General features: G+C 53.8%; 22 protein-coding genes. 6 read left to right on the top strand and 16 right to left on the bottom strand.

The window, feature by feature from the left end; translation table 11 throughout:
- Positions 1-3: 3 nt before the first annotated feature.
- Together mfd and L2097_RS03975 are read right to left on the bottom strand one after the other, a co-directional pair.
- Positions 4-3,450, bottom strand: a complete 3,447-nt coding sequence (gene mfd, locus L2097_RS03970; RefSeq protein ID WP_250352169.1) for a transcription-repair coupling factor — start codon at positions 3,448-3,450, stop codon at positions 4-6.
- Between the two features lie 114 nt (positions 3,451-3,564).
- Positions 3,565-4,638: an acyltransferase family protein gene (locus L2097_RS03975; RefSeq protein WP_250353128.1), complete on the bottom strand. Its 1,074-nt coding sequence runs from the start codon at positions 4,636-4,638 to the stop codon at positions 3,565-3,567.
- Positions 4,639-4,927: 289 nt separating this feature from the next.
- On the opposite strand from L2097_RS03975, the gene lolC reads away from it, so the two are divergent.
- The 5 genes from lolC to cobB are packed head-to-tail and all read left to right on the top strand — an operon-like array spanning position 4,928 to position 9,836.
- Entirely contained in the window at positions 4,928-6,127 is a 1,200-nt protein-coding gene (lolC, locus tag L2097_RS03980; RefSeq protein ID WP_172399058.1) for a lipoprotein-releasing ABC transporter permease subunit LolC, read from the top strand.
- Positions 6,120-6,821 (top strand): lipoprotein-releasing ABC transporter ATP-binding protein LolD, encoded by a 702-nt coding sequence (lolD, locus tag L2097_RS03985; RefSeq protein WP_047369881.1) that lies wholly within the window; start codon positions 6,120-6,122, stop codon positions 6,819-6,821. The genes lolC and lolD overlap by 8 nt, the downstream gene beginning before the upstream one ends.
- Entirely contained in the window at positions 6,821-8,065 is a 1,245-nt protein-coding gene (gene lolE, locus L2097_RS03990; protein ID WP_047369882.1) for a lipoprotein-releasing ABC transporter permease subunit LolE, read from the top strand. Before lolD ends, lolE begins: the two co-directional genes overlap by 1 nt.
- A gap of 22 nt (positions 8,066-8,087) precedes the next feature.
- Positions 8,088-8,999, top strand: a complete 912-nt coding sequence (nagK, locus tag L2097_RS03995) for an N-acetylglucosamine kinase (RefSeq protein WP_250352170.1) — start codon at positions 8,088-8,090, stop codon at positions 8,997-8,999.
- A 15-nt stretch (positions 9,000-9,014) separates the two neighbouring features.
- Positions 9,015-9,836, top strand: coding sequence for a Sir2 family NAD+-dependent deacetylase (gene cobB / locus L2097_RS04000; protein WP_103279048.1), 822 nt, complete (start codon positions 9,015-9,017; stop codon positions 9,834-9,836).
- Between the two features lie 68 nt (positions 9,837-9,904).
- Here the strand turns inward: cobB and potD are convergent, their stop codons facing one another.
- The 4 genes from potD to potA all read right to left on the bottom strand — a co-directional run bounded on the left by potD (position 9,905) and on the right by potA (position 13,869).
- Positions 9,905-10,951 (bottom strand): spermidine/putrescine ABC transporter substrate-binding protein PotD, encoded by a 1,047-nt coding sequence (gene potD, locus L2097_RS04005; RefSeq protein WP_250352171.1) that lies wholly within the window; start codon positions 10,949-10,951, stop codon positions 9,905-9,907.
- An 80-nt stretch (positions 10,952-11,031) separates the two neighbouring features.
- The gene (gene potC, locus L2097_RS04010; protein WP_250352172.1) at positions 11,032-11,880 is read right to left on the bottom strand and encodes a spermidine/putrescine ABC transporter permease PotC; all 849 of its coding nucleotides are present in this window, start codon (positions 11,878-11,880) and stop codon (positions 11,032-11,034) included.
- A complete protein-coding gene (gene potB / locus L2097_RS04015; protein ID WP_250352173.1) occupies positions 11,877-12,734 on the bottom strand; it encodes a spermidine/putrescine ABC transporter permease PotB in 858 nt (285 codons plus the stop codon). The genes potC and potB overlap by 4 nt, the downstream gene beginning before the upstream one ends.
- The gene (potA, locus tag L2097_RS04020) at positions 12,718-13,869 is read right to left on the bottom strand and encodes a spermidine/putrescine ABC transporter ATP-binding protein PotA (protein ID WP_172399059.1); all 1,152 of its coding nucleotides are present in this window, start codon (positions 13,867-13,869) and stop codon (positions 12,718-12,720) included. Before potA ends, potB begins: the two co-directional genes overlap by 17 nt.
- A gap of 257 nt (positions 13,870-14,126) precedes the next feature.
- Here potA and pepT point away from each other — a divergent pair, with 257 nt between their 5' ends.
- Positions 14,127-15,353 carry a peptidase T gene (gene pepT, locus L2097_RS04025; protein ID WP_250352174.1) on the top strand — a complete coding sequence of 409 codons (1,227 nt, stop codon included), beginning with the start codon at positions 14,127-14,129 and terminating at the stop codon, positions 15,351-15,353.
- Positions 15,354-15,419: 66 nt separating this feature from the next.
- On the opposite strand, the gene L2097_RS04030 is transcribed toward pepT, so the two are convergent.
- From L2097_RS04030 to rluE, 10 genes are all read right to left on the bottom strand, one after another.
- A complete protein-coding gene (locus L2097_RS04030; RefSeq protein WP_047369889.1) occupies positions 15,420-16,541 on the bottom strand; it encodes a ribosomal protein uL16 3-hydroxylase in 1,122 nt (373 codons plus the stop codon).
- A gap of 90 nt (positions 16,542-16,631) precedes the next feature.
- Positions 16,632-18,095, bottom strand: a complete 1,464-nt coding sequence (gene phoQ / locus L2097_RS04035) for a two-component system sensor histidine kinase PhoQ (protein ID WP_250352175.1) — start codon at positions 18,093-18,095, stop codon at positions 16,632-16,634.
- Positions 18,092-18,766: a two-component system response regulator PhoP gene (gene phoP, locus L2097_RS04040; RefSeq protein WP_041851692.1), complete on the bottom strand. Its 675-nt coding sequence runs from the start codon at positions 18,764-18,766 to the stop codon at positions 18,092-18,094. The genes phoQ and phoP overlap by 4 nt, the downstream gene beginning before the upstream one ends.
- Positions 18,767-18,903: 137 nt before the next feature.
- A complete protein-coding gene (purB, locus tag L2097_RS04045; RefSeq protein WP_041851691.1) occupies positions 18,904-20,274 on the bottom strand; it encodes an adenylosuccinate lyase in 1,371 nt (456 codons plus the stop codon).
- Positions 20,275-20,293: 19 nt separating this feature from the next.
- A complete protein-coding gene (hflD, locus tag L2097_RS04050) occupies positions 20,294-20,923 on the bottom strand; it encodes a high frequency lysogenization protein HflD (protein ID WP_085006522.1) in 630 nt (209 codons plus the stop codon).
- 35 nt (positions 20,924-20,958) lie between these two features.
- Entirely contained in the window at positions 20,959-22,101 is a 1,143-nt protein-coding gene (gene mnmA / locus L2097_RS04055; protein WP_255498899.1) for a tRNA 2-thiouridine(34) synthase MnmA, read from the bottom strand.
- Positions 22,102-22,288: 187 nt separating this feature from the next.
- Positions 22,289-24,241 carry a methyl-accepting chemotaxis protein gene (locus L2097_RS04060; RefSeq protein ID WP_085006541.1) on the bottom strand — a complete coding sequence of 651 codons (1,953 nt, stop codon included), beginning with the start codon at positions 24,239-24,241 and terminating at the stop codon, positions 22,289-22,291.
- 333 nt (positions 24,242-24,574) lie between these two features.
- The gene (locus tag L2097_RS04065) at positions 24,575-25,024 is read right to left on the bottom strand and encodes an NUDIX hydrolase (RefSeq protein WP_047369894.1); all 450 of its coding nucleotides are present in this window, start codon (positions 25,022-25,024) and stop codon (positions 24,575-24,577) included.
- A gap of 23 nt (positions 25,025-25,047) precedes the next feature.
- Entirely contained in the window at positions 25,048-25,974 is a 927-nt protein-coding gene (locus tag L2097_RS04070) for a hypothetical protein (protein ID WP_047369895.1), read from the bottom strand.
- Positions 25,975-26,045: 71 nt separating this feature from the next.
- The gene (gene rluE, locus L2097_RS04075; protein ID WP_250352176.1) at positions 26,046-26,696 is read right to left on the bottom strand and encodes a 23S rRNA pseudouridine(2457) synthase RluE; all 651 of its coding nucleotides are present in this window, start codon (positions 26,694-26,696) and stop codon (positions 26,046-26,048) included.
- Positions 26,697-26,732 lie beyond the last annotated feature (36 nt).

The raw sequence follows: 26,732 nt of genomic DNA on the forward strand, positions 1-26,732 counted from the left end.
ACACTATGCGATCGCGTTCTCTTCCAACTGTCGCATGAAGTTACGAACCCACTCCATGCGAGTTTTGCGATCCGTCAGCTCCTGGAAGAATTTCAGGCGCGTCGGGCCGTCAAGGCGGAAGTGTTTTGGCTGTTTTTGCAACAGGCCGATTAGCCATGCGGGATTGACATGATTTTTTTCATTGAACTCAATCGAGCCGCCTTTTTCATTCCCTTCAAGCTTACGAATCCCCAGTTTCTGCGCCTGTTGACGCAGCCGCGCAATATCGAGCAGGTTTCGTGCGGCGTCAGGCAGCAGGCCAAAGCGGTCAATCAACTCCACTTTAATCTCATCGAGCTCATTTTCACTCTTCGCGCTGGCAATGCGCTTGTAGAAAGAGAGGCGGGTATTGACGTCGGGAATAAAATCATCCGGCAGTAGGGAAGGCATCCTCAGTTCGACTTCCGTTTGCTGGCTGGTGAGATCTTCAAGCGATGGCTCACGCCCGGCTTTAAGCGCATCGACCGCATTTTCCAGCAGCTCCATGTACAGCGAAAAGCCGATGGTTTCCATTGAACCGCTCTGATCTTCTCCCAGCAGTTCGCCGGCGCCGCGGATTTCCAGATCATGGGTCGCAAGGGCGAAACCGGCACCTAAATCCTCCAGTGAGGCAATAGCTTCGAGACGCTTTTGTGCATCGGTCGTCATCGCTTTCGGGTGTGGTGTCAGCAGCCAGGCATAGGCCTGGTGGTGTGAACGACCCACGCGCCCACGTAGCTGGTGGAGTTGCGCCAGGCCAAAGTGATCGGCTCGCTCAATAATGATCGTGTTCGCGGTAGGGATGTCGATTCCGGTTTCGATGATGGTGGTACAGACCAGCACATTAAAACGCTGGTGGTGGAAATCATTCATCACCCGTTCCAGTTCGCGTTCACGCATCTGGCCGTGGCCGATGGCGATACGTGCTTCCGGTACCAGTTCTGCCAGTCTGTCGGCAGCTTTCTGAATATTTTCGACGTCGTTATAAAGGTAGTAAACCTGCCCGCCACGCAGGACTTCACGCAGTATCGCCTCGCGTACGACCAGGCTGTCGTATTCGCGAACGAATGTTTTCACAGCCAGGCGGCGCGCAGGAGGCGTTGCGATAATCGACAGATCGCGCATACCGCTCATGGCCATATTGAGTGTACGCGGAATTGGCGTCGCGGTTAGCGTGAGGATATCCACGTCTGCGCGCATCGCTTTAATCCGCTCTTTATGACGTACGCCGAAGCGGTGTTCTTCATCGACAATCAGCAGCCCCAGGTCTTTCCACTTCACGTCGTTTTGCAGCAACTTATGGGTACCGATAAGAATATCGATTTTGCCCTCAGCCGCCTGCTCCAGCACCTGCGTCTGTTCTTTTGCGCTACGAAAACGCGAAAGCATCTCCACACGCACTGGCCAGTTGGCGAAGCGGTCACGGAAATTGTCGAAATGCTGTTGAGCGAGCAGGGTAGTGGGCACCAGCACCGCCACCTGCTTGTTGTTTTCGACGGCAAGGAAGGCGGCGCGCATGGCCACTTCGGTTTTACCGAAGCCGACATCGCCGCAGACCAGGCGGTCCATAGCCAGTGGCTGGCACATATCACTCAACACCGCGTTAATGGCTTGAGCCTGGTCTGGCGTGGTTTCAAACGGGAAGCTGTCGCAGAAAAGCTGGTACTGTTCGCGATCGTGTTTAAATGCAAAGCCGGACTTCGCGGCGCGTTGAGCGTAAATATCCAGCAGTTCTGCCGCGACATCACGAACTTTTTCTGCCGCTTTCTGCCGCGCCCGCGCCCAGGCATCACCGCCCAGTTTATGCAGCGGCGCGTTCTCCTCCGCGCCCCCGGCATAGCGGCTAATCAGATGCAATGAGGAGACCGGTACGTAGAGTTTGGCATCCCCGGCATAAGTCAGCATCAGGTATTCGCCTTTAATGCCGCCCGCTTCAAGCGTGGTCATCCCTGCATAGCGTCCAACCCCATGTTCCAGGTGTACCACCGGCTGGCCTGGGTGCAGTTCAGCAAGGTTGCGAATCAGCGTATCGGGATTAATCGTGCGGCGCGTATCCTGGCGGCGGCGGGCAACGCGCTCACCCAGCAGATCGCTTTCGCAAATCAGCGCGCGGTTACGTAGCGTGTCGATAAAGCCATGTTCTGCCGAACCAATGATCAGATAGCGCCCGGCATCTTGCGCGTCATCCAGTCGGGTAATGCGTTTCGGCGCAACCTTGATACGTGAGAGTAGTTCTCCCAGCGCTTCACGACGTCCCTCGCTCTCGACCGAAAACACGACCGGCCCACTAAAGGATTCGAGGAATTTGCGCAAATTATCCAGCGGTGATTTTTGCTGTGCCTGAACGGCCAAATCCGGCAATGTCCGGTAGCCGAGGTTCACATTGGCGGCTTTGTCCGCCAGGTTTTCGGTTTTGAGTTGCACGCGAGGCCAGAGTTTGAGTTCGCTGAACAACTCATCTACCCGCAGCCACAGCAACTCAGGCGCCAGCAAGGGGCGCATCGGGTCCACGCCGCGATTTTCAAAGCGCGCCCGGGTCTCCTGGCTAAAGCGTTCAGCGCTGTTTTCCAGATCGCCCGTGTTAATAAGCAGCGTATTGTCCGGCAAATAGCTAAACAACGACGGCAACGGTTCGCTGAAAAACAGGGGCTGCCAGTATTCAATACCGGTTGGCAAAGTGCCTTTGCTTACCTGTTGATAGATATGTTCGGCATCGCGCTTGACGTCAAACTTATCGCGCCACTGACTGCGAAACAGTTCGATTGCGGTTTTATCCGTCGGGAATTCATGAGCAGGCAGTAAATTGATCGCCTCGACCTCTTCCAGCGTACGCTGGCTGTCCGCATCGAACAGACGAAGGCTGTCAATTTCATCATCGAAGAAATCAAGACGATAAGGTTGTGCGCTCCCCATCGGGAAGAGATCCAGCAGCGCCCCGCGGGTCGCGTACTCACCGTGCTCCATAACCTGATCAACATGGCGATACCCCGCGCTGTCCAGCTGCGCGCGCAGCGCGTCACGGGACAGCCGCTGGCCTTTTTTCATGACCAACGCATGCCCGTGTAAATAGCTATGCGGGCAGACGCGCTGCATCAATGTATTTACCGGGACAATCAGCACACCACGCTGCATAGAGGGCAACTGGTAGAGTGTGGAGAGACGGGAGGAGATGATTTCCTGATGCGGCGAGAAACTGTCATACGGCAGCGTCTCCCAGTCAGCAAGATTCATCACCAGATTGTCGGTGAACTGGCTGATTTCGTCATGCAGACGCAGGGCATTTTGCATATCCGGCGTAATCAGTACTACCGGACCTTTGTGTCGCTCAATGATTTCCGCGACTTCGGTCGCGCAGGCAGCACCAGTCAGTTCGCCAAGCTGGCGCTGCTCGCCGGGTTTGACGGGCAGAGAATAACGGTATTGTTCAGGCATAGATAGGGTCTGGGTCTCTTATGGATATGCCCCTTGTTATGGGGGCATATCACTGATACGCAATCCCTTTATTATCCGCGATTGTGCACTATTCGCCAACCTCAACACACGCGCTTATCGTGTTTGCAGCGGCGGTGCCAATTTTGCGGGCGGAGTGAAAAACAGATCGGCAAAAATCGCCGAGGATATTTTCCGTATACACAAGCCAACCAGGGTACAAATAACCAGACTGCAGAACGGATAGAGCAATACGATGGTAAGTTCGACGGCAGGCGACCAGCGCCCGGCATTCATCGGCGTCAATAAAGCCAGACTGAGCGCTTCAATCAGAATGCGATGGGTGGTGTAGATAGCGAGCGTATTGCTGCCGACGATATTCAGCACTGCATTGTCGCCTGAACCAACACGCGCTTCCAGCGCATGGAACAGACGCAAAATCAGCACTACCGACAGCAGACTAAGGGGCAAGGGCACATTTAAAAACCAGAGGGCCACCGCAGCAAGCAATGCTCCCACCAGCCAGACAATGTAGCGACGAAAAGAGAAACGCGTCATTGCATCCATAATGGCGCCGCCAAACCATGCTCCCATGCTGTAGTAGATCATGTTGCGCAGTACGCTGTTCATACCCCACCAGGGCGAGGGCAAAAAGTTAATCGCGACGCTGAGGAGTGCCATTAGGGCGAGTGCAGCAAGAGCCCAGCGGCTCAGTAATTTGCACAGAATGAAATAAACCACCAGCGCGTAGAGATACCACAGGCTGGTACTGGCGGTGAGCATCCCTTTAATAAACGCAGAGGGGGTATCCGCATAGGCGGCGTTAGAAGCACCGCTTAAATCCCGCGCTGGGGCGAGCCAGTCATTAATGTGGCTTAGCGCCAGCCACTGGAGTACGCCCCAGAGCACAAGCACGTAAAAGATGCTCCAGATCCGCTTGTCGATCGTCTCTTTCCATGGCACCTCGTCAATGTAGCGTCGAATCAGGTAGCCAGAGAGAAAAAAGAACACGGGCATGCGGAAAGGAGCAAGGTAAAGATTAAAGTAGATCCAGCACTTTGCCAGCGTTTCTGACCACGCGTGGCTGAATGTGGTGAGGTGCGGGTAAAACGTAATAACTGAGTGATAGATAACCACCAGACAGATACATAATCCCTTGATTTGATTTATCCATAGAGTCTTTTTTTTCATCATCTTTCGCCGTTTGTATTACAAAGTTCGGCGTTTATCCTGGTGGCGTCGGTGCGGGGTGTAACGGTAAACAGTCTGTATTTCATCCCTTTTCGGATAAATATCAGGGGGTGAGTAAGAAAACGACATAGCGACGGGACACGAAACGCGTAAAAGTCGCGCAACTAGCAATTTGATTTATCGGATTTTTTCCTGGCCTCTGAGACGTCCGCTTACCGTTTCACTCATTTACGCTCTACGCTTTCGCTTATATACTTCGGAGTCTGCTAACAGCAACCAGACGGATTTCATGTACCAGCCTGTCACTCTCTTTATCGGCCTGCGCTATATGCGTGGGCGTGCAGCCGACCGCTTCGGTCGTTTCGTTTCCTGGCTGTCAACCATTGGCATTACGCTTGGCGTAATGGCGCTGGTGACCGTGCTGTCGGTCATGAATGGCTTTGAGCGCGAACTGCAAAATAACATCCTGGGTCTGATGCCACAGGCTGTCATCACCGCGCAAAACGGCTCGCTCAACCCTGAACAATTACCTGCCAGCGCGCTCAAATTACAGGGCGTTAATCGCATTGCGCCATTGAGTACCGGTGATGTCGTTCTCCAGAGCGCACGCAGCGTGGCTGTTGGCGTAATGCTGGGGATCGACCCGGCGCAAAAAGATCCGCTCACCCCGTATTTGGTCAATGTACAGCAATCTTCGCTGGAAGCCGGGCAGTACAATGTGATCCTCGGTGAAGGTCTGGCCGGACAATTAGGCGTCAATCGTGGCGACCAGATTCGCGTCATGGTGCCATCTGCCAGCCAGTTTACGCCGATGGGGCGTTTGCCCAGTCAACGCCTGTTTACCGTGGTCGGGACTTTTGCTGCCAGCAGTGAAGTGGATGACTACCAGATGCTGGTCAATATCCAGGATGCGTCCCGTCTGATGCGCTACCCCGCGGGCAATATTACCGGCTGGCGTTTATGGCTGAATGCGCCACTGCAGGTCGATGTTCTGAGCCAGCAGGCGTTGCCGCAAGGGACCAAATGGCAGGACTGGCGCGAGCGTAAAGGCGAACTCTTCCAGGCTGTGCGTATGGAGAAAAACATGATGGGGCTGCTGTTAAGCCTGATCATTGCGGTGGCGGCTTTCAATATTATTACCTCCCTTGGCCTGATGGTGATGGAAAAACAGGGAGAAGTAGCGATTCTGCAAACCCAGGGGCTGACGCCGCGTCAGATCATGGCCGTCTTTATGGTGCAGGGCGCAAGCGCCGGCATCATTGGCGCGCTGCTGGGGGCGGCGCTAGGCGCACTGCTTGCCAGTCAGTTGAATAACCTGATGCCTGTCATCGGTGCGTTTCTTGATGGCGCTGCGTTGCCGGTGGCCATCGAGCCGTTACAGGTGGTTGTTATCGCGCTGGTGGCAATGGCCATCGCGCTGTTGTCTACGCTTTATCCTTCCTGGCGCGCTGCCGCCACTCAACCCGCTGAGGCTTTACGTTATGAATAAGATCCTGTTGCAATGCGACAACCTGTGCAAACGCTATCAGGAAGGGAAAGTGCAAACCGACGTGTTGCACGATGTGAGCTTTAGCGTGGGTGAAGGTGAGTTGATGGCCATTGTCGGCAGCTCCGGTTCCGGTAAAAGTACGCTCCTGCATCTGTTGGGCGGGCTGGACACGCCGACCTCTGGCGAAGTGACCTTCGATAACCAACAGCTGAGCAAACTCTCCTCTGCGGCGAAAGCGGAGCTACGCAACCGCGAACTCGGCTTTATCTATCAGTTTCACCACCTGCTGCCGGATTTTACCGCTCTGGAGAACGTCGCGATGCCGCTGCTGATTGGTAAGCACAAAGCGGCGGAAATTGATGTCCGGGCGCGGGAAATGCTGCGGGCGGTTGGGCTTGAGCATCGCGCCAGTCATCGCCCCTCGGAGCTCTCAGGCGGCGAGCGTCAACGCGTGGCCATTGCTCGTGCGCTGGTGAATAATCCACGTCTGGTGCTGGCGGACGAGCCGACCGGTAACCTTGATGCCCGCAATGCGGACAGTATTTTCCAACTGCTGGGGGAACTGAACGCGTCACAGGGCACGGCGTTCCTGGTGGTCACACATGATCTGCAGTTGGCGAAACGGATGAGCCGCCAACTGGAGATGCGCGACGGTCGCCTGAGCACTGAAATGACCCTGATGGGGGCCGAGTGATGGCGTCTCCTCTGTCATTACTGATTGGCCTGCGTTTTAGCCGTGGCCGCCGCCGCAGTGGTATGGTTTCGCTGATTTCCGTCATCTCCACGATAGGTATTTCCCTTGGCGTTGCGGTATTGATTGTCGGTCTGAGCGCAATGAACGGCTTCGAGCGTGAGCTTAATAACCGTATTCTGGCGGTTGTGCCGCATGGCGAAATTGAGCCAGTGAATCAGCCGTGGAATAACTGGAACGACGCACTGGAAAAAGTAGAAAAAGTGCCTGGTATTGTCGCCGCTGCGCCCTATATTAATTTCACCGGCCTTGTGGAGAGCGGCACCAATTTGCGAGCGATCCAGGTGAAGGGGGTAAACCCTGAGCAGGAATCCCGTCTGAGCGCATTACCCCATTTTGTGCAGGCCGACGCCTGGCGCAATTTTAAACCTGGTGAGCAGCAGATTATCCTTGGTAAAGGTGTTGCGGATGCGCTGAACGTAAAACAGGGTGATTGGGTATCGATAATGATCCCCAATTCCGACACCGACCACAAACTGTTGCAGCCCAAACGCGTCAGACTGCATGTTACCGGCGTATTGCAATTGAGCGGTCAGCTCGACCATGCGTTTGCGATGATCCCCATGGAAGACGCGCAGCAATATCTGGATATGGGCAGTAGCGTTACGGGCATCGCCATAAAAGTGAAGGACGTTTTTAACGCGAACACGCTGGTGCGTAGCGCCGGTGAAGTCACCAACAGCTATGTCTATATTAAAAGCTGGATCGGTAAGTACGGCTATATGTACCGCGATATTCAGATGATCCGCGCCATTATGTATCTGGCGATGGTGCTGGTGATTGGCGTGGCCTGTTTCAATATTGTCTCCACGCTGGTCATGGCGGTAAAAGATAAGAGCAGCGATATCGCCGTGCTACGCACATTAGGAGCGAAAGATGGTTTGATCCGGGCGATTTTCGTCTGGTACGGCTTGCTGGCCGGCCTGTTGGGTAGCGTGATCGGCGCGGTGATCGGTGTGGTTGCGTCACTGCAACTGACCGCCATAATCCGCGTGATTGAGAAGATTATTGGTCATCAATTTTTATCCGGCGATATCTACTTTATCGATTTTCTACCGTCGGAGTTACACGTACTGGATGTGGTGTATGTATTGGTCACCGCCCTGGTGCTGAGTCTGTTGGCAAGCTGGTATCCGGCACGCCGGGCAAGCAATATCGATCCGGCGAGGGTGTTAAGCGGACAATAATAAAAAGCAAAAAGGAGAGGCGATGTATTACGGATTTGATATCGGCGGAAGCAAGATAGCGCTGGGGGTATTTGACGATACCCGTCGTTTGCAATGGGAAAAGCGCGTCGCCACACCGAAAGACAGTTATGAGACATTTTTAACGACTATCACTCAACTGGTGGCCGACGCTGATGCACGCTTCGGCGGTCAGGGCAGCGTCGGCATCGGTATTCCGGGCATGCCGGAAACCGCCGATGGCACCCTCTATGCCGCCAATGTGCCGGCCGCCAGTGGTCAACCGCTGCGCAAGGATTTGAGCGAAAGGCTCGCGCGTGATGTCCGCCTTGATAACGACGCCAACTGTTTTGCTCTTTCCGAAGCCTGGGATGATGAGTTTCGTCAGTATCCGATTGTGATGGGGCTTATCCTGGGGACCGGCGTTGGCGGTGGCATCGTCGCCAACGGCCAGACCCTCAAGGGACGCAGCTATATTACCGGCGAGTTTGGCCATATTCGTCTGCCGGTGGATGCTATGACGCTGATGGGCTTTGATTTTCCGCTCACGCGTTGCGGCTGCGGCAAACTGGGCTGTATCGAAAACTACCTTTCCGGGCGCGGTTTTGCCTGGTTGTATCAACATTACTACCACCAACCCTTATCGTCCCCGGAAATCATTGCGCGTTGGGAGCAGGGCGATGCGCAGGCGAAAGCGCATGTTGAGCGCTATGCTGATTTGCTGGCGGTGTGTCTTGGGAATATCCTGACGATAGTGGATCCGGATTTACTGGTTATCGGTGGCGGCTTATCGAATTTCTCTGCACTGACGTCGTTGCTGGCGGCGCGTTTACCGCCACACTTGTTGCCGGTTGCCCGGATACCCCGCATTGAACGTGCTCGCCACGGCGATGCTGGCGGCATGCGCGGCGCCGCTTTCCTTCATCTTACTGATTAATCCTGAGAGGATGATATGCAGTCTCGTCGGTCACATCGTCTCAGCTGTTTTCGCCGTAACAAACGCCGTTTGCGTGAGCGCTTACGTCAGCGGATTTTTTTCAGAGACCAGGTGGTGCCGGAAGTGATGGAAAAACCGAGAGTAGTGGTACTAACGGGGGCGGGGATCTCCGCAGAATCAGGTATTCGCACTTTTCGCGCTGCCGATGGTTTGTGGGAAGAACATCATGTGGAAGATGTGGCAACACCAGAAGGTTTCGCCCGCAATCCGCAGCTGGTGCAGTCTTTCTATAATGCGCGTCGCCAGCAGCTCCAGCTCCCGGAAATCGCGCCAAACCCGGCGCATCTGGCGCTGGCGAAGCTGGAAGATATCCTCGGCGATCGCTTTTTACTGGTGACGCAGAATATCGACAACCTGCACGAACGCGCCGGAAACCACCATATCATCCATATGCACGGCGAATTGCTGAAAGTGCGCTGTTCGCAGAGCGGGCAGGTGCTGACGTGGACACAGGATGTCACTGCGGAAGACAAGTGTCACTGTTGCCAGTTTCCTGCGCCGTTACGCCCGCATGTAGTCTGGTTTGGTGAGATGCCGCTCGGGATGGACGAGATTTATCATGCACTCGCGATGGCCGATGTGTTTATCGCCATTGGTACCTCCGGCCATGTCTATCCGGCGGCCGGTTTTGTCCATGAGGCTAAACTGCACGGTGCGCACACCGTTGAGCTCAACCTTGAACCGAGCCAGGTCGGCAGCGAGTTCGAAGAGAAGCATTACGGCCTCGCCAGTGAAGTGGTGCCGGAATATGTTGAAAAGCTGCTGAAAGGGCTTTAAGTCGTGTGAAGAAAAAGGGCCGCGAAGATGCGGCCCTTTTTTATGGGGTGAGCCTGGCAGAATGAGTGTTAACGGCCTGCCTTGAGCTTCTGGTAATACTCTTCGTAAATGGCGCTGGCGTTGCCGACATCGTTTTGCCATTCACCTTTGCTGATGGTTTCAGCATCCGGGTAGAGTGATTTATCGTTAGCCACTTCCGGGCTGAGCAGCTTACGGGCCGCGAGGTTTGGCGTCGGATAGCCAATGGTTTCCGCTACCTGCTTAGCAATTTCCGGGCGCAGCAGGAAGTTAATAAGCTTAAGCGCACCCGCTTTGTTTTTAGCATTGGCCGGAATCGCAAGGCTATCCATCCAGAAGATGCCGCCTTCCTCAGGCCAGATAACCTGCAACGGCGTGCCCGCCTGGCGGGCGACATACGCGGAGCCGTTCCACACCATACCGAGATTTACTTCGCCTTCCATATACGGGTTCGCCGGGTTATCGGAGTTGAACGCCGCCACGTTAGGCATCAGTTTTTGCAGCTCTTGGTATGCCGCTTCAATCTCTTTCGGATCGGTCGTATTGCCGGACAGCCCCAGTTTGCGCAGCGCCACCTGGAAGACTTCGCGCGCATCATCGGTAAGCAGCAGGCTGCTTTTATACTCAGGTTTCCATAGGTCCGCCCAACGGGTCACCGACTTAGGATCGATCTCTTCGCTATTAATGCCAATCGCTGTCGCACCCCAGATATACGGAATGGAGTAGTCGTTATTCGGGTCAAACGGCTTGTTCAGCATATCCGGGTCGAGATTATGGAAGTTGCTCAGCTGCGATTTATCGATCTTTTGGATCATGCCCTCTTTACGCATTTTGTCGACGAAGTAAGTTGAGGGTACGACCAGGTCGTATGCACCATCTTTATAGGTTTTGAGCTTGGCATACATGGTTTCATTCGATTCATAGGTCGAATAGATAACCTTGATGCCCGTCTCTTTAGTGAACTGCTCCAGCAGACCAGGCGGTACATATTCCGTCCAGTTGTAGAAGTAGAGTGTCTTGCTGTCGTCCGCGTGAGCGGCATTCATGCCCAGTGCCAGAGCTCCGGCAGCAAGCAGGTGGCGTGACCATTTTTTCATTTAACGTCCCCTGAGATAAATACCCGTCGTCTTTCAAGCCGCATCTTTGTTGGCTGCGCTCGCTAACCCCAGTCACATAGTTATCTATGCTCCCGGGGATTAACGAGCTTGCGGCCGCAATGCAACTCGAAATTCTTAGGGTATCGGCCCTGGCGGCCTTTCGTTTTATCACGTGCAAAAAGCTGGCTTGCGATAACCATCACCAGCGACAGAACGAGCAGAATGGTTGCCAGCGCGTTCACCTCGGGTGAGACGCCGACTTTCACCATGGAATAGATTTTCAACGGCAGAATTTCATAGCCCGGTCCGGTAACGAAGGACGAGACTACCACATCATCCATCGACAGGGTAAAGCTCAACAGCCATCCTGCCGCCACGGCAGGCATCGCCAGCGGCAGAATGATTTTGCGCAGGATCACCAGCTCGCTGGCGCCCAGATCTTTTGCCGCCTCCAGCATCCGCACATCAAATCCTTTCAGGCGTGAATAGACCGTCACGACCACAAACGGCAGGCAGAAAGTAATGTGCGAAAACAGCAGCGACCAGAACCCCAGTTCTATACCCAGCAGCATAAACAGCACCAGTAATGAGATGGCCATGACGATATCCGGCGACATCATCACCACGAACAGCATACCGCTGACAAAAGGTTTGCCGCGAAAGCGATAGCGGTACAGCGCCACGGCGGTCAGCGAACCGATAAGCGTGGCGAACGTGGCGGAGAACACCGCCATCGTCAGCGAGTGCTGTGCCGCCTGCAACAGACTGTCATTATTCATCAGCAAGCTGTACCAGTCGGTGGTAAACCCTTGCCAGTTAATCCCGAATCGTGAGCTGTTAAACGAGTTCACAATCAGAATGATGATGGGAATATAAAGGTACGCGTAAATGACGGTCATAAAACCGCCGCGCAGCAGTCGACCGATCATTCCAGCTCCACCTTCTTGTCAAGCAGACGCGAGGCGCGCCAGTAAACCAGTAACAGCAGGCCCATCACAAGGGTCAGCGTGATGCTGGTGGCCGCGCCAAACGGCCAGTCGCGAATATTAAGAAACTGACTTTTGATCACATTGCCAATCAGCAGATTTTTGGCGCCGCCCATCAGATCCGAGACGTAAAACAACCCCATCGCTGGCAGCAACACCAGCAGACAACCGGCAATAATGCCCGGCATGGTCAGCGGAATAATAATACGCAAAAAGGTCTGCAACTTGCTGGCACCGAGATCCTTCGCCGCTTCCAGCAAGGGTTTATCGAGCTTTTCGATACTGGAGTAGAGCGGCATGACCATAAAGGGCAGCAGGATATATACCAGTCCGATAATCACCGCCGCAGGGGTGAACATCACGCGGAGTGGTTCATCAATGACCCCCAGCCAGAGCAAAAAAGTATTCAGATACCCTTTGGTGCTGAGGAAAATTTTCAGGCCATAGATACGAATCAGCGAGTTGGTCCAGAACGGAACGATCAGTAAAAATAACAATAACGGGCGCACTCTCGCGGGCAGCTTTGCCAGAAACCAGGCGAAGGGATACCCCAGCGCCAGGCAGGCAAGGGTCGCTATTACCGCCATATTCAGCGAATGCATTAGCACATCAAAATAGAGAGGGTCCAGCAGGCGGGCGTAGCTATCCAGCGAGAAGACCATCGACACGAAGTGGGTATCGTCACGGGTCAAAAAGCTGGTCGCAATGATCATCAGGTTGGGCAGAAAGACAAACAGCACAAGCCAACCGACGATAGTGGCAATCACCACATTCTGGAATTTACTTGTGCTCTTCATCAGCCAGTACGACCTCCCAGCTTTCCACCCAATTAATCGCCATTTTTTGGTTCAAAGAGTGGTCAAAATCGGGGTCATCTTCGTTGAAGAACTCGCTGACCAGCACCATTTTGCCGTTCTCCAGCTCTACCACCGACTCCAGCGTCATCCCTTTATAATTACGTTCGCGTACATAACCTACCAATCCTTCAACCTCTGCGACGTCATTGATTTCTTCGACGCGCAAATCTTCCGGGCGCAGCATTACGTTTAGCAACTGGCCCTTTTCGACCGGGAAGCTGACGTAAATATTGCATTCGCGTCCTTCGACGGTCGCACGCACGCGCCGGGCATCGAGACGCTCAATGACGATGGCACTGAAGATATTAATCTCACCAATGAAACTGGCGACGAAGAGGTTCTTCGGCTCCTCGTAAATTTCCCGCGGCGTACCGTCTTGTTCTATTTTGCCGTCACGCATCACCACGATCCTGTCTGACATCGTCAGCGCTTCTTCCTGGTCGTGGGTTACGAAGACGAAGGTAATACCCAGTTTACGCTGCAACGCCTTTAATTCGTTTTGCATCTGCTTGCGCAACTTGTAATCCAGCGCGGAGAGCGATTCATCCAGTAAGAGCAGGCGTGGCTTGTTTACCACGGCGCGAGCAATAGCAACACGCTGTTGTTGACCACCGGAGAGCTGGTGCGGTTTGCGCCGGGCGAATTCTTCAAGCTGCACCATTCGCAGGGCGTCAGTGACGCGCGGAGCAATCTCTGCCGCAGGCGTTTTTTGCATCCGCAGACCAAATGCCACGTTTTCAAAAACGGTCATATGAGGGAAAAGCGCGTAGCTTTGAAAGACGGTATTAACGTGGCGATGTTCTGCCGGTACGTCGGTGATATCCTGGTCGTCGAGTTTGATATGGCCCACATCAACGCTTTCAAGCCCGGCTATCAGGCGAAGCACGGTGGTTTTGCCGCAGCCGGACGGGCCGAGCAGGGTGAGGAATTCGCCGTGATTGATGGTCAGGTTAAAGTCAGAAATGACCGTTTTACCATCAAAACCTTTACAAAGGTCGACCAGTTGCACCAGCGGAGTGGGCGAACGCGGTTGTGTATTCAATTTTTTACTCTGTCCCTTGTCAACGCATCGGATAACACTCCGGATGCGGGGTTTGTGATTAACCACCTTAGGGTCTGACACAGTGATGAAGGCCTGGCATTCTACGGCAAAGCACTGAAATCGCCAATCATTGATCTATTTACGCGGCCAAAAGTTGGTTTTGTCAGCTACGTTTAACTGAACAAAACAAAAATGAAAATATCCTCGTTTGCGGGATAAAAGTGACCTGACGCAATATTTGTCTTTTCGGGCTTATTAATAATGTTGTCACGTTTAGCGAGGGTGGCTGTATGGATAAATTATTAGAGCGTTTTTTACAGTATGTTGCGCTGGATACTCAGTCGAAGCCGGGTGTCCGTCAGGTACCGAGTACCGACGGGCAATGGAAGCTCTTGCGCTTACTCCAGCAGCAGCTTGAAGAGATGGGGCTGGAAAATGTCACACTGAGCGAGAAAGGGACAGTGATGGCTACGCTGCCCTCTACGGTTGACAAGCCGGTGCCCGCTATTGGCTTTATCTCGCATGTGGATACCTCCCCGGATTGCAGCGGTAAAAATGTGAACCCGCAAATCCTCGAAAACTACCGTGGCGGCGATATCGCACTGGGTATCGGCGATGAAATACTTTCACCCGTCATGTTCCCGGTGCTGCATCAGTTACTGGGGCAGACGCTCATTACCACCGACGGTAAAACCTTGCTGGGTGCCGATGACAAAGCCGGTGTGGCAGAAATCATGACCGCGATGGACGTGCTGAAACAGAAAAAAATCCCGCACGGTGATATTCATGTGGCGTTCACCCCGGATGAAGAGGTCGGTAAAGGGGCGAAGCATTTTGACGTCGGGGCGTTTGGCGCGAAATGGGCCTACACCGTTGACGGCGGTGGAGTGGGTGAACTGGAGTTCGAAAACTTCAACGCCGCCTCAGTCACGATCAAAATTGTTGGTAATAACGTGCATCCCGGAACCGCGAAAGGGGTGATGGTGAATGCGCTGTCGCTGGCCAGCCGTATTCATGCGCTGGTGCCTGCCGACGAGAGCCCGGAAAATACCGAGGGTTATGAAGGTTTCTACCACCTTACCAGCATCAAAGGCACCGTTGAACGCGCGGAGATGCATTACATCGTTCGCGATTTTGACCGCAAAGCGTTTGAGGCGCGTAAACGCAAGATAATGGAAATTGCCAAAAAAGTCGGGAAAGGCCTGCACCCGGACTGCTACATTGAGCTGGTGATTGAGGACAGTTATTACAATATGCGCGAGAAGATTGTCGATCATCCGCATATTATCGATATCGCCTGTCAGGCTATGCGCGATTGCGATATTGAACCGCAGATGAAAGCGATTCGCGGCGGTACCGATGGTGCGCAGCTGTCATTTATGGGGCTGCCTTGTCCGAACTTGTTTACTGGCGGTTATAACTATCATGGCAAACATGAGTTTGTGACGCTGGAAGGCATGGAAAAAGCGGTACAGGTGATTGTGCGTATCGCCGAATTGACAGCGAAACAGGAATAAACATTTTTTCTTAACAACGAGACAGACAGGCCGGGCAAACGCGACGCTGCCCGGCTTTTTTATGGTTTAGTCTTCGAAGAACCAATATCCGCTGTTGACCAGCGCGGCGAGCATTGCAAGGAATGACGGGTCTTCAAGTGCATCGCCAAAGGCGCTCTCATCCAGAACGATATGATTTGCCAGCGCGTCGAGTGCCGGGCGGTGCGGGGAGTTAATGCGCTCGCCGTTAACAAATACTTCGCCCGCAATACGCAACACGCGCAGCCCGCCTAAACGCACCAGCTTATCACCCTGTTTCAACGCATCATAAATCTCATCAGGCTGGTAGGGCGGCTCAGGTGGGGTGACGTCCAGCTCATGTCGCGACTGGGTAATAAACTCACCGATCCACTCATTGAAATGCTCTGGCTGATTGATCAGATCCAGCATCATCTGGCGCAGGCCATCCAGCTCTTGCGGCAGGACATCTGCCGGGTGTTCGCGTGACGGCACATCCGGGTCGGTATACCGCTGGCTGCCCAGTTCGCGCTGCAACACATAATCGGCAAAACCACTGATCAATTCGCGTCCGCTAGGGGCCCGGTAGCCGACGGAGTAATTCATGGAGTTTTCCAGCGAGTAGCCCTCATGCGGGAATCCTGGCGGAATATAGAGAATATCGCCCGGCTCCATCTCTTCATCGATAATGGCCTCAAAGGGATCGACCTGCAGCAGGTCCGGGTGTGGACAGTGTTGCTTCATTGGCGTCTTTTCACCCACACGCCAGCGACGACGGCCGGTACCCTGAATGATAAACACATCGTACTGATCGAGATGCGGGCCCACGCCGCCGCCGGGCACGGAAAACGAAATCATCACATCGTCGGTGCGCCAGTCGGGCAGGGCGCGGAACGGACGCATCAGCGCCGCAGTCGGTTCATGCCAATTGTTCACCGCCTGCACCAGTAGCGACCAGTTGCTCTCGCCCAGATGATCATAGCTTTCGAACGGCCCGTGGCTGACCTGCCATTTGCCATCAAGATGGCTTACCAGTCGGCTGTCGACTTCATCTTCCATGGCCAGACCGGCCAGTTCGTCAGGGGAAATGGGATCGATAAATTGTGCAAAGCCGCGTTTGAGTACCACCGGGCGTTTTTGCCAGTAGCGCTCGATAAAATCCGGCCAGTTAAGGTTGATGTTATAGTCCATGTTTGTTTCCCCAAACGTTAGTTTGAGTCGGAGTATAACGGATGGTGGACGGCCTGCGTGGGACAGGCCGAGTTATTTTGACTGAATGCGTTAATTATCGCCGCTTATCGGTTGCTGGCGGCCGAAGATGGCCTCCATTTTTGCCCCGCCGAGTAAACTTTCGCTGGTCAGGATTTGTCCGTCGTATTGTTCAACGATTTCGCGGGCGACGGATAATCCCACTCCCTGACCCGGGCGCAGCGTGTCGGCGCGCTGGCCACGATCAAACACCACCTCACGTTTGGATAACGGGATCCCCGGACCATCATCCTCGATAATGATGTGCACGTTCTCATCGGTCTGCCTTGCCGACACTTCGACAAATTCGAGGCAATACTTACAGGCGTTATCCAGCAGGTTGCCAATCACCTCCATAAAGTCGTTTTTCTCACCCACAAAGCTGATTTCCGGCGAGATATCGAGACTGATATTCACTCCTTTGCGTTGATACACTTTGTTCAGCGCCGAGGTCAGGCTATCAAGAAGCGGAGCGACCGGGTGAAGTTCACGGCTAAGCAGCCCGCTGCCACCGCGCATGCTGGCGCGGTGCAGATAATAACCAATTTGCTGAGAAATACGGCTTATCTGTTCCAGCATTACCGGTTCGGCGTCGCTGACGCTCAGTTTTTCACTGCGTAACGAACGCAGCGTACTTTGCAGCACGGCCAGCGGTGTTTTCAGGCTGTGTGTCAGATCGGTGAGGGTGGTCCGGTATTTGTCGTAGCGCTCACGCTCGCTTTTCAGCAGGCGGTTGAGGTTACGCACCAGACTGGTCAGCTCGCGCGTGGTGGCCGGGTTCAGATTCTCGCGGTGGTGTTCTTCCAGCTCGCGTACCTCTTTCGCCAGTTCCTCTATGGGGCGTAAGCTCCACCAGGCGGCTATCCACAACAGTGGGATCACCAGCAACAGGTTTGCCGCCAGAACATAAATGAACCAACTCCACACCATCCAGGATCGCTTGAGTTCGATGGGAACGGTGTCAATAACGACAATGGTGAGCTGCGGCATTCGCGCCGTGGCCGGATAGAGGTTGACCGCCACCGAGTGGGTCATTTCGGACGTGTTGTCATCTTCGCGAATTTCGTTGAACTGTTCCACCACCGACTCATCGTTATCCACCAGCGTGCTGGAGTCGTCCACATCCGCTTCGATTTCATGGAATCCGTCGGCCTGGAGCCAGGAGGGATCAACACGTTTTGCCAGCCAGGGGATATCTCGCTGCGCCCAGATAAGTTTGCCATCTTTATCATAAATCAGCGTGATGGTCGGGCTCTGTAAATTGAGGCTGTTAGGCAGGTCGACACTCAGGGTGTTTTTTTCCCAGCGGGCAAGGGTATAGAACAGGTTACTTTCACCGCGCAGCAGACGAAACGTGGTCTTATCGAAACTGACGCTGTAGCCTATCAGGGCAACCATGCCATAGGCGAGTGACAACACCAGCACAACGGCGGCGGTCGCCAGAAGAAAACGAACCCGTAACGAGAGCGGCAGAAGATGCCGCATTACCCGTTTCATTTGGGCAATTCGAAGAGATAACCCTGGCCACGTACCGTGGTGATCACCTCTGCGGGATAGAGTGCCTGGATTTTCTTACGCAAGCGCCCCATCAGGACATCAATGGTGTGGCTTTCGCGCAGTTCGGCATCAGGATAGAGCTGGAGCATCAGGGAGTCTTTGCTGACCACTTTGCCGCTATTGCGAATCAGAGTCTCCATAATGGTGTATTCAAACGCCGTCAGTTTAACCACTTCGCTGCTGATCGACATTTCCCGGCGCGAGAGATCCACCTGAAACGGCGGCATAGAGATAACCTGCGAGGCCAGACCGCTGTTACGGCGCATTAATGCCTGAATGCGGGCCACAACTTCTTCAATGTGGAAGGGTTTGGTGACGTAATCATCGGCGCCCGCGCTCAGCACTTCGACTTTATCCTGCCAGCCTTCACGTGCGGTCAGGACTAAAACAGGCAGAGAGACCTCATGACTGCGCCAGCGGCGAATGAGCGATAATCCATCTTCATCGGGCAGGCCGAGATCGACAATGGCGATATCAGGCACGTGTTCATTAAGAAAGTAGTCCGCTTCCTTTGCATCTTCCGCGGCATCGACCTGATGTCCCAGTTCCTGAAGTTGAACTTTCAGGTGGTGACGCAACAGGGCATTGTCCTCCACAACGAGTACGCGCATCGTCTTAACTCTCCTTATATTTTCAATACGAATAGTGTAACGCTGATTCTCTGGCGGCAGGGATAAACATTTGTTAAACCGAGAGGAAGGAAGCCCTCTTTCCCGATGAAAAGAGGGCGAAAGTCGGCAGGAAGGGATTATTTCAATTCATCAACCATCGTGATGGCGCGACCAATGTAATTTGCCGGGGTCATCGCTTTCAGACGAACTTTCTCGTCCTCGGGTAGCGCAAGGCTATCGATAAACTGTTTCATGCCTTCGGCATCCACACGTTTACCACGGGTCAGCTCTTTGAGCTTCTCGTACGGTTTTTCGATACCGTAGCGGCGCATAACGGTCTGAATCGGCTCTGCCAGTACTTCCCAGTTATGATCCAGCTCGTCCAGCAGACGGTCGCGGTTCACTTCCAGCTTGCTCACGCCTTTCAGCGTTGCCTGATAGGCAATCAGCGCATAACCGACGCCAACGCCGAGGTTACGCAGTACGGTGGAGTCGGTCAGATCGCGCTGCCAGCGGGAAACCGGCAGTTTGCTGGCCAGGTGCTGCAATACGGCATTGGACAGGCCGAGGTTGCCTTCGGAGTTTTCGAAGTCAATCGGGTTAACCTTATGCGGCATGGTGGAAGAACCAATTTCGCCAGCGATGGTTTTCTGTTTGAAGTGGTTCAGCGCGATGTAACCCCATACGTCGCGATCGAAGTCGATCAGAATGGTGTTAAAGCGCGCCATGCAGTCAAACAGCTCGGCAATATAATCATGCGGCTCGATCTGCGTAGTGTATGGGTTCCACTGGATACCCAGTGAGGTCACAAACTCTTCGCTGAACTGGTGCCAGTCCACTTCCGGATAGGCGGCGATGTGGGCATTGTAGTTACCTACCGCACCGTTGATTTTGCCGAGGATTTCCACCTGATTTAGCTGGCGATACTGCCGTTCCATACGGTATGCCACGTTGGCCATCTCTTTGCCCATGGTAGACGGCGTCGCCGGCTGCCCGTGAGTACGGGAAAGCAGAGGGATATCGCGATATTGCACGGCCAGGTCTTTCACCGCATCAATAACCTGACGCCAGTATGGCAGGATGACCTCATCACGCGCGGTTTTCAGCATCAATGCGTGGGAGAGGTTATTGATATCTTCTGAGGTGCAGGCAAAGTGGATAAATTCAGACACCGCGTGTAACTGCGCGATATCCGCCACTTTTTCTTTCAGAAAATATTCGACCGCTTTCACGTCATGGTTAGTGGTGCGCTCGATAGTCTTAATGCGCGCCGCGTCTTCTTCATTGAAGTCGGCGACGATTTTATCGAGGAAACCGTTTGCGTCGTCAGCAAAAGCAGGAACTTCCTTGATCGCTGCATGTGACGCCAGCTTTTGTAACCAGCGTACTTCGACTTGTACACGAAATTTCAGCAAACCGAATTCGCTGAAGATCCCGCGCAGCGCGCTGACTTTATCGCCGTAGCGTCCATCGACAGGGGAAACGGCGGTCAGTGAGGATAATTCCATAGTTCAGAACTCCGGGAGGTTAACAATGAGCGAGAATTTGTTTGGCCTGAGTGGTCAGGCGATTACGGGAAAACATTAACTGCAGGCGGCCACCGCCAACCTGGTGCCACAGCACAGCGGCACGAATGCCGGCAAGCAGTGTGGCGCGAACTTTTGCCTGGACCTGCGGGCTTTGCAGAACCGCAGGCGAACCCGTGACCTGAATGCGCGGCCCGAGCGGGCTAATCACATCGACATAAATCGCGGCCATGGCGCTAAGCAGCGTCTCTGACTGGAGATCAAAATGCTCAAGCTGGCGCTGCAAACCAGCGATACGGTCACCGAGCGTATTCATCGCATCTTTGTGGCCCGCCAGCTTGCGCTCCAGCACCATCAGGCTAAGAGTATAGCGGGTCAGTTCGGCATTCAGCCCCTGACGGCTGCTGGCATTAAGCACGCCGAGCAGCGTTTCCAGCCCGGTACGCAGGTTCGCTTCGCTACCGCCAAAAACGCTCAGGGTGGAATCCGGGTTGAGGTCGATGACGCTATTGAGAGAAACATGGAGCGCGTCGGCGTCGCAATGTCCCTGATGCGCCAGTTGCTGCACCAGACGGGCGGACTGGCAAATACCCGCCAGCGCCAGGGTGATGTCGTAGTAATTCTTAGCCACACTCGCTCCTTGATTCGCTATCTCAGTCTCGTCGATTAAACCGGCAGCGCGATACGCTGTTCGATAATGCCGCCGCCGAGGCACACTTCGCCGCTATAGAAAACGGCAGACTGGCCTGGGGTCACCGCAGCCACCGGCTCGTCAAAACGAACCTCAATACGATCGTCATCCAGCGCCGTAATGGTGCACGGAATATCGGTCTGGCGGTAACGGGTTTTCACGGTGCAGCGCAGCGTACCGACCAGCGGTTCGCGATTAACCCAGTGTAACTGCTGAGCAATCAGCCCAACGGACATCAGACGTGGGTGATCGTGCCCCTGCGCGACCACCAGAATATTGTTTTCCACGTCTTTGTCGACCACGTACCACGGGTCTTCAGTGCCTTCTTTGGTACCACCAATCCCCAGACCTTTGCGTTGGCCCAGCGTGTGGTACATCAGCCCCTGATGCTCGCCAATCTCTTCGCCATCAACGGTGAGGATTTTGCCCGGTTGGGCAGGCAGGTAGCGGCCTAAAAATTCGCGGAATTTGCGTTCGCCGATAAAACAGATACCGGTAGAGTCTTTTTTCTTCGCCGTGACCAGCCCCAACTCTTCGGCGATTTTACGCACTTCGGGTTTTTCCAGTTCACCGACAGGGAACAGGCTTTGCGCAATCTGCTCATGGCCAAGCGTATAAAGGAAATAACTCTGATCTTTGTTACCATCCAGCCCGCGAAGCAAACGGCTTTTGCCATCGACATCCGCGCGACGCACGTAGTGGCCGGTCGCAATATAATCGGCACCCAGGTCTTCGGCGGCAAATTCGAGGAAGGCTTTAAATTTGATCTCTTTGTTACACAGAATATCCGGGTTCGGCGTGCGTCCGGCTTTATATTCCGCCAGGAAGTGTTCAAACACGTTATCCCAGTATTCTGCGGCAAAATTTACGGTGTGCAGTTCAATACCGAGTTTGTCACACACGGCTTGCGCATCGGCCAGATCGGCCGCTGCGGTACAGTATTCCTCGCCGTCGTCCTCTTCCCAGTTCTTCATGAACAGGCCTTCCACCTTATAACCCTGTTGCAGTAACAGCCAGGCAGAAACGGAAGAATCGACACCGCCGGACATGCCGACGATCACTTTTTTTGGGCTATCAGACATAGAATACTCACGACATTGAACTTCAAGGCGGCGTATTCTATCACGCACTCGCCGCGCAGGCACCCCTGCATATTACCAATCCGCAACAAGTGGGACGGAAAATACCGCTGACCTGCCCGGTCGTGAGCGTTGCGGCGTGATGGTTCGTGGCAAATGAGGCACAGAACGATAAACCCCAGCGTGGCTGGGGTTAGTGTTAATACATGCCTTTTGAGTCGGTGTGTCAGGCGGCACGCTGATCGTCGATGCTGAACTGCTCCACACTCTGGGCAAGTTGCTGGGCCTGTTCTTCAAGAGAACTGGCCGCCGCCGCCATCTCTTGCACCAGCGAAGCGTTCTGCTGGGTGACGCCATCCATCTCGTTAACCGCAATGGTCACCTGGCTAATGCCTTTGGCCTGCTCATCAGAGGCGACAACAATCTCATTAATGATGGTTTGTACAGAATGAACCGCCTGGGTCATTTCCTGCATTGTCTTCCCGGCATCATTAACCAGTTGAACGCCGTTTTCGACACGCTGGCTCGACTCTTCAATCAGTGCGGCAATTTCTTTCACCGCATTGGCACTGCGCTGTGCGAGGTTACGTACTTCGGAGGCCACTACGGCAAAACCGCGCCCCTGTTCGCCTGCGCGCGCCGCTTCGACGGCGGCGTTAAGTGCCAGAATATTGGTCTGGAAGGCGATACTGTTGATCATGGTGGTGATGTCACTGATTTTCTTCGAGCTGTCATCAATCTGCGACATGGTTTTGACCACCTGACCGACCAGCGCTTCACCCCGGCTGGCAATCTGCGTTGCATTCGCCGTCAGGGCCGTTGCCTGGTGTGCGTTGGTAGCGTTATGTTTCACCGTCGCACTGAATTGCTCCATGCTGGCGGCCGTTTGTTCCAGCGCTGCGGCTTGCTGCTCCGTGCGTGAAGAGAGGTTTATGTTGCCGCTAACAATCTCCCCCGCGCCCTGACGCACGGAATCACTGGCATCTTTGATCTGCCCGACGATCTGGCGAAGTTGTGCCTGCATGGTCTGCAACGCGAAAAACAGGCTATGGCGATCACCGGATTTAACATTAATTTCGTTATCCAGCTTGCCGTCTGCGACCGCCAGCGCGATGGTTGCGGCTTCCAGAGGTTCGCCGCCAATCGGTTTCAAGACCTTGCGGCTAAAGACGATACCCAGCAAGGCGCTAACCAGCAGGATGCTGAGTACCATCAGAATGATGGCGTTCATCAGTTGACGGTTGGCCGCTGCCATCACCTGACTGACCGGCGCGACGACGCCCAGATACCATTTGTCGGTACTGTTACCGATAGAGACAGGCTGCCAGGTCACTAAAGCATTTTCACCGAGGATGGCGTCAGGTTGTTCCACAACCTGTGAAGAGAAATTATTCGTGTTGCCCGGAAAAGGTTTGCTGGTCATTTTCTTGTCGGGATAGGAAATCACTTTGCCCGCCGTCGACAGCAGAACGGCGTAGCCGCCGCCTTCCCACGGTTTAATTTGGTTTACTTTTTCCTGTAATGAAGCAAGCGAGATATCCGAGGTGATCACAGCTTGCAGTTTGCCCTGACTGACCACCGGGGCCGCGACAGAGGTCAACAGCGTCGGCACGCCGTTGTAAGCGTAGCTATAGGGTTCAATCAGTGTGTCTTTCTGCGATTTTTGCGGCACCAGATAATAATCACCCTGGCCTGGCGTCAGATAAGAGAGCAGGGGGTGCATCTTGAAATTGCCTGACTGATCGCGGTCAACGAAAAAGGCATAACGGCCCTTCGGCGCCTGATCGGGCTTATCAGCAAAATCCGCATCTTTTCCGTCAAAGGCGTTTTCTTCAAAAATCACCGAGATGGAAAGGTAATCAGGATTGTCACGCAGGGCGGATTCCATCATTTTATCGGCGACTTTTCGATCTGTTATCCCGGCACCCGGTAAGGCAATGAGGCTGTGGCCAAGGTTATGCGCAACATCGCGCGCATAGTTAAGATCTTGCTGAATTTTCAGGGCTTCACTCTGCGCAATCTGGTGTAAGTATTGTTCTGCTAATGATTTTTGCTCATTGCTGGACTGCCAGCTCAGCACGCCAATGGTTGCAACAAAGCCGAGAGTGATGGTTAAGGCGCCTGTAAGTAACATCTGGGCGCGGGTACTCATCTTTTTTTGCACATATTGTCTTGCCATCACCGTACCTCTGATTTCAACGTGTAGCATCATTACAATCCCGCAAATCGGGAATGCCTTCCTCGATGACTATCGGCGTATATTTTTTGATCTTTAATTGTTAACTATGTGACCACCATGGCGTAAAAATGCACAAAAAAGCCCTTAGGTAGCAGGAGTAATATGCCACTTATGTGAAATGTGAAGGAATATACCGAGTGTAGCGTGACTTCTGGTGTGTTAAGTTGTAGTTAAATATTTCGCTTTGGTATTAATTCCACAAGCGGTGAGCCCGGTTACGACAGGTATGAACAATAAAGCCGCGCTGGCGCGGCTTTTGTCGGAAACAGGTGCTTATTGAAAGGGCCAGTTGAATTCGCCAATCACTGATAACGGATAACGTGTGCCGGTTTGCCAGCTGCGAATGCTTTCTGCGACCAGCGGGGAGCGAAGGTTCTTCGCGGTCAGAATTTCGTCAGCGTTGACCCACAGACAGCGATCAATATCACTGTCGTGTGGCTCCGTGGCGCAGACATCCTCCAGATCGACGGCAAACAGAAAACGCAGGAAGGGGGTTTTGTCCGGCGCAATCCACTGATGCATACGAATAAAGGCATCGGGCGTGGCATGAATACCCGTCTCTTCCCACAGCTCACGTTTTGCCGCCTGCACCAGCGTTTCATTGGCTTCCAGATGTCCGGCAGGTTGGTTCCACAGCGCCTTGCCACTGATTGTCTCTTCTACGACCAAAAACTTGCCCTGCGCATGGACGACGCAGGCGACGGTGACATGAGGTTTAAACATACGTTCCTCTTTGTTTATCGAAGTTATTCATCAAAGCCATCGGCCATATCCGGCCAACTGATCTCGCCACTCTGCTTATTGATACTAATATAGGCCACCGGTGGAGACGTCTCGCTATCAGCACTGCCACGGCACAGCGCTGATTGGTGATCTTCGCGCACGATAATCTGAATCTCTTTTGGCGCGTCCCAGCTTTCGTAAAACACACAGTGATAGTCGGTACGCAGGGAAAGCGTGGCAATGCGCGTGGCTTTATCGACAGAGAGCGGGTTTATGTCATCGCGATAACGATCGCCCTCGTCAACCGGTGCCAGCTGTGATTTTTTAAGCCAGCCGCGAATGATGCGGTGATCGGGACCGTACCAGGCCACCTCAAGAAAATCATCCTCGGACTGTTCCTGAGCGGAAACACTATCCCCCGGCACCAGGAATACCGACGGGCTACGGCACTTTTCGTTGGGCATTGAGTAAAACCACGCTCGCGCCTGACCCTGAACGCGGAATCTGTTCGTGGTCGAAGGGGCTTCTCGCACACGTGAAGGCAGGGCCTCATTTGCCCACGCCTGGCATTCATGACTGATCGGCAAAGGGGGGGGTAAGGGGGTCAGTTGATCGGCCGTCACCCAACCGGTGGCGAAAGCGCCACTGGCATCCCGGTAGCGTACATAGCGAAAGGGATGGGTTGGGGATACCCCGCCTGATTTACCGTATAAAACTGAGCTTCGCAGGATTTCAACGGTGTCGCCGTTGACTAAAAAAGCGGGAAGCTGGCATTCCGAGCCGGGGGCAGAATAAAAGTGCAACCGATCAGGGCTGGTCACTTTTGCAACCTCGACGAGATAGTCTGCTTCGCCTGCGGCCCTCCCGCCAATGGTTTCGCAATTTTCCTCAGCAAAACATAATGAAGAAACAGCGCAGAGCAGTAAAAAAGTCGCAACCCGTAACAACATACCTTCTCCTCATCCATGACAACATACAGTTAACGCGTCGTTTCCGGCATTATTCAGTATAAACAACGCCTTTATTTGACTTCCCGCCAGTGGCCATTGAGCAACCCATCGAGGGTATATTCACCCAACGCATAACGGATAAGCCGCAGAGTCGGAAAGCCGACATGGGCGGTCATTCGTCGAACCTGACGATTGCGGCCTTCGTAAAGGGTGATTTTAAGCCAACTGGTGGGAATGGATTTCCGTTCACGAATGGGGGGATTACGCGGCCACAACCACTCAGGTTCGGCAACACGTTCAATACCGGCGGGCAGAGTGGGGCCATCATTCAGGGTAACGCCGTCGCGCAACGCGGCCAGCACCTCGTCACCGGGCTCTCCTTCGACCTGGACAAAATAGATTTTGCCGGTACGTTTCCCCGGTTGCGTCAGCTTTGCCTGCAATACTCCATCGTTGGTCAACACCAGTAAACCTTCGCTGTCGCGATCGAGACGCCCCGCCGCGTAGACATTCTGAACAGGTATATAATCTTTAAGCGTACTGCGTCCGGCCTCATCGGTGAACTGTGGCAAAACATCATAGGGTTTATTAAACAAAATCACCCGCTTTGGCTGGTTTTCGCGCCGTGGCTTAGTAGCTTGTCGTGAGCTGAATCGCTCAAGGTGGTGATTTCTAAAAGAAGTTTTCTTCATGGTATTTTCAGTGGTTATCAATTGCCGCATTATAACTGAAACATGATTGCCTTTCATGGAACCCAA

It is taken from the genome of Citrobacter sp. MNAZ 1397 (assembly GCF_023613995.1).
In the GTDB taxonomy this organism is placed as follows: Bacteria; Pseudomonadota; Gammaproteobacteria; order Enterobacterales; family Enterobacteriaceae; genus Phytobacter; species Phytobacter ursingii.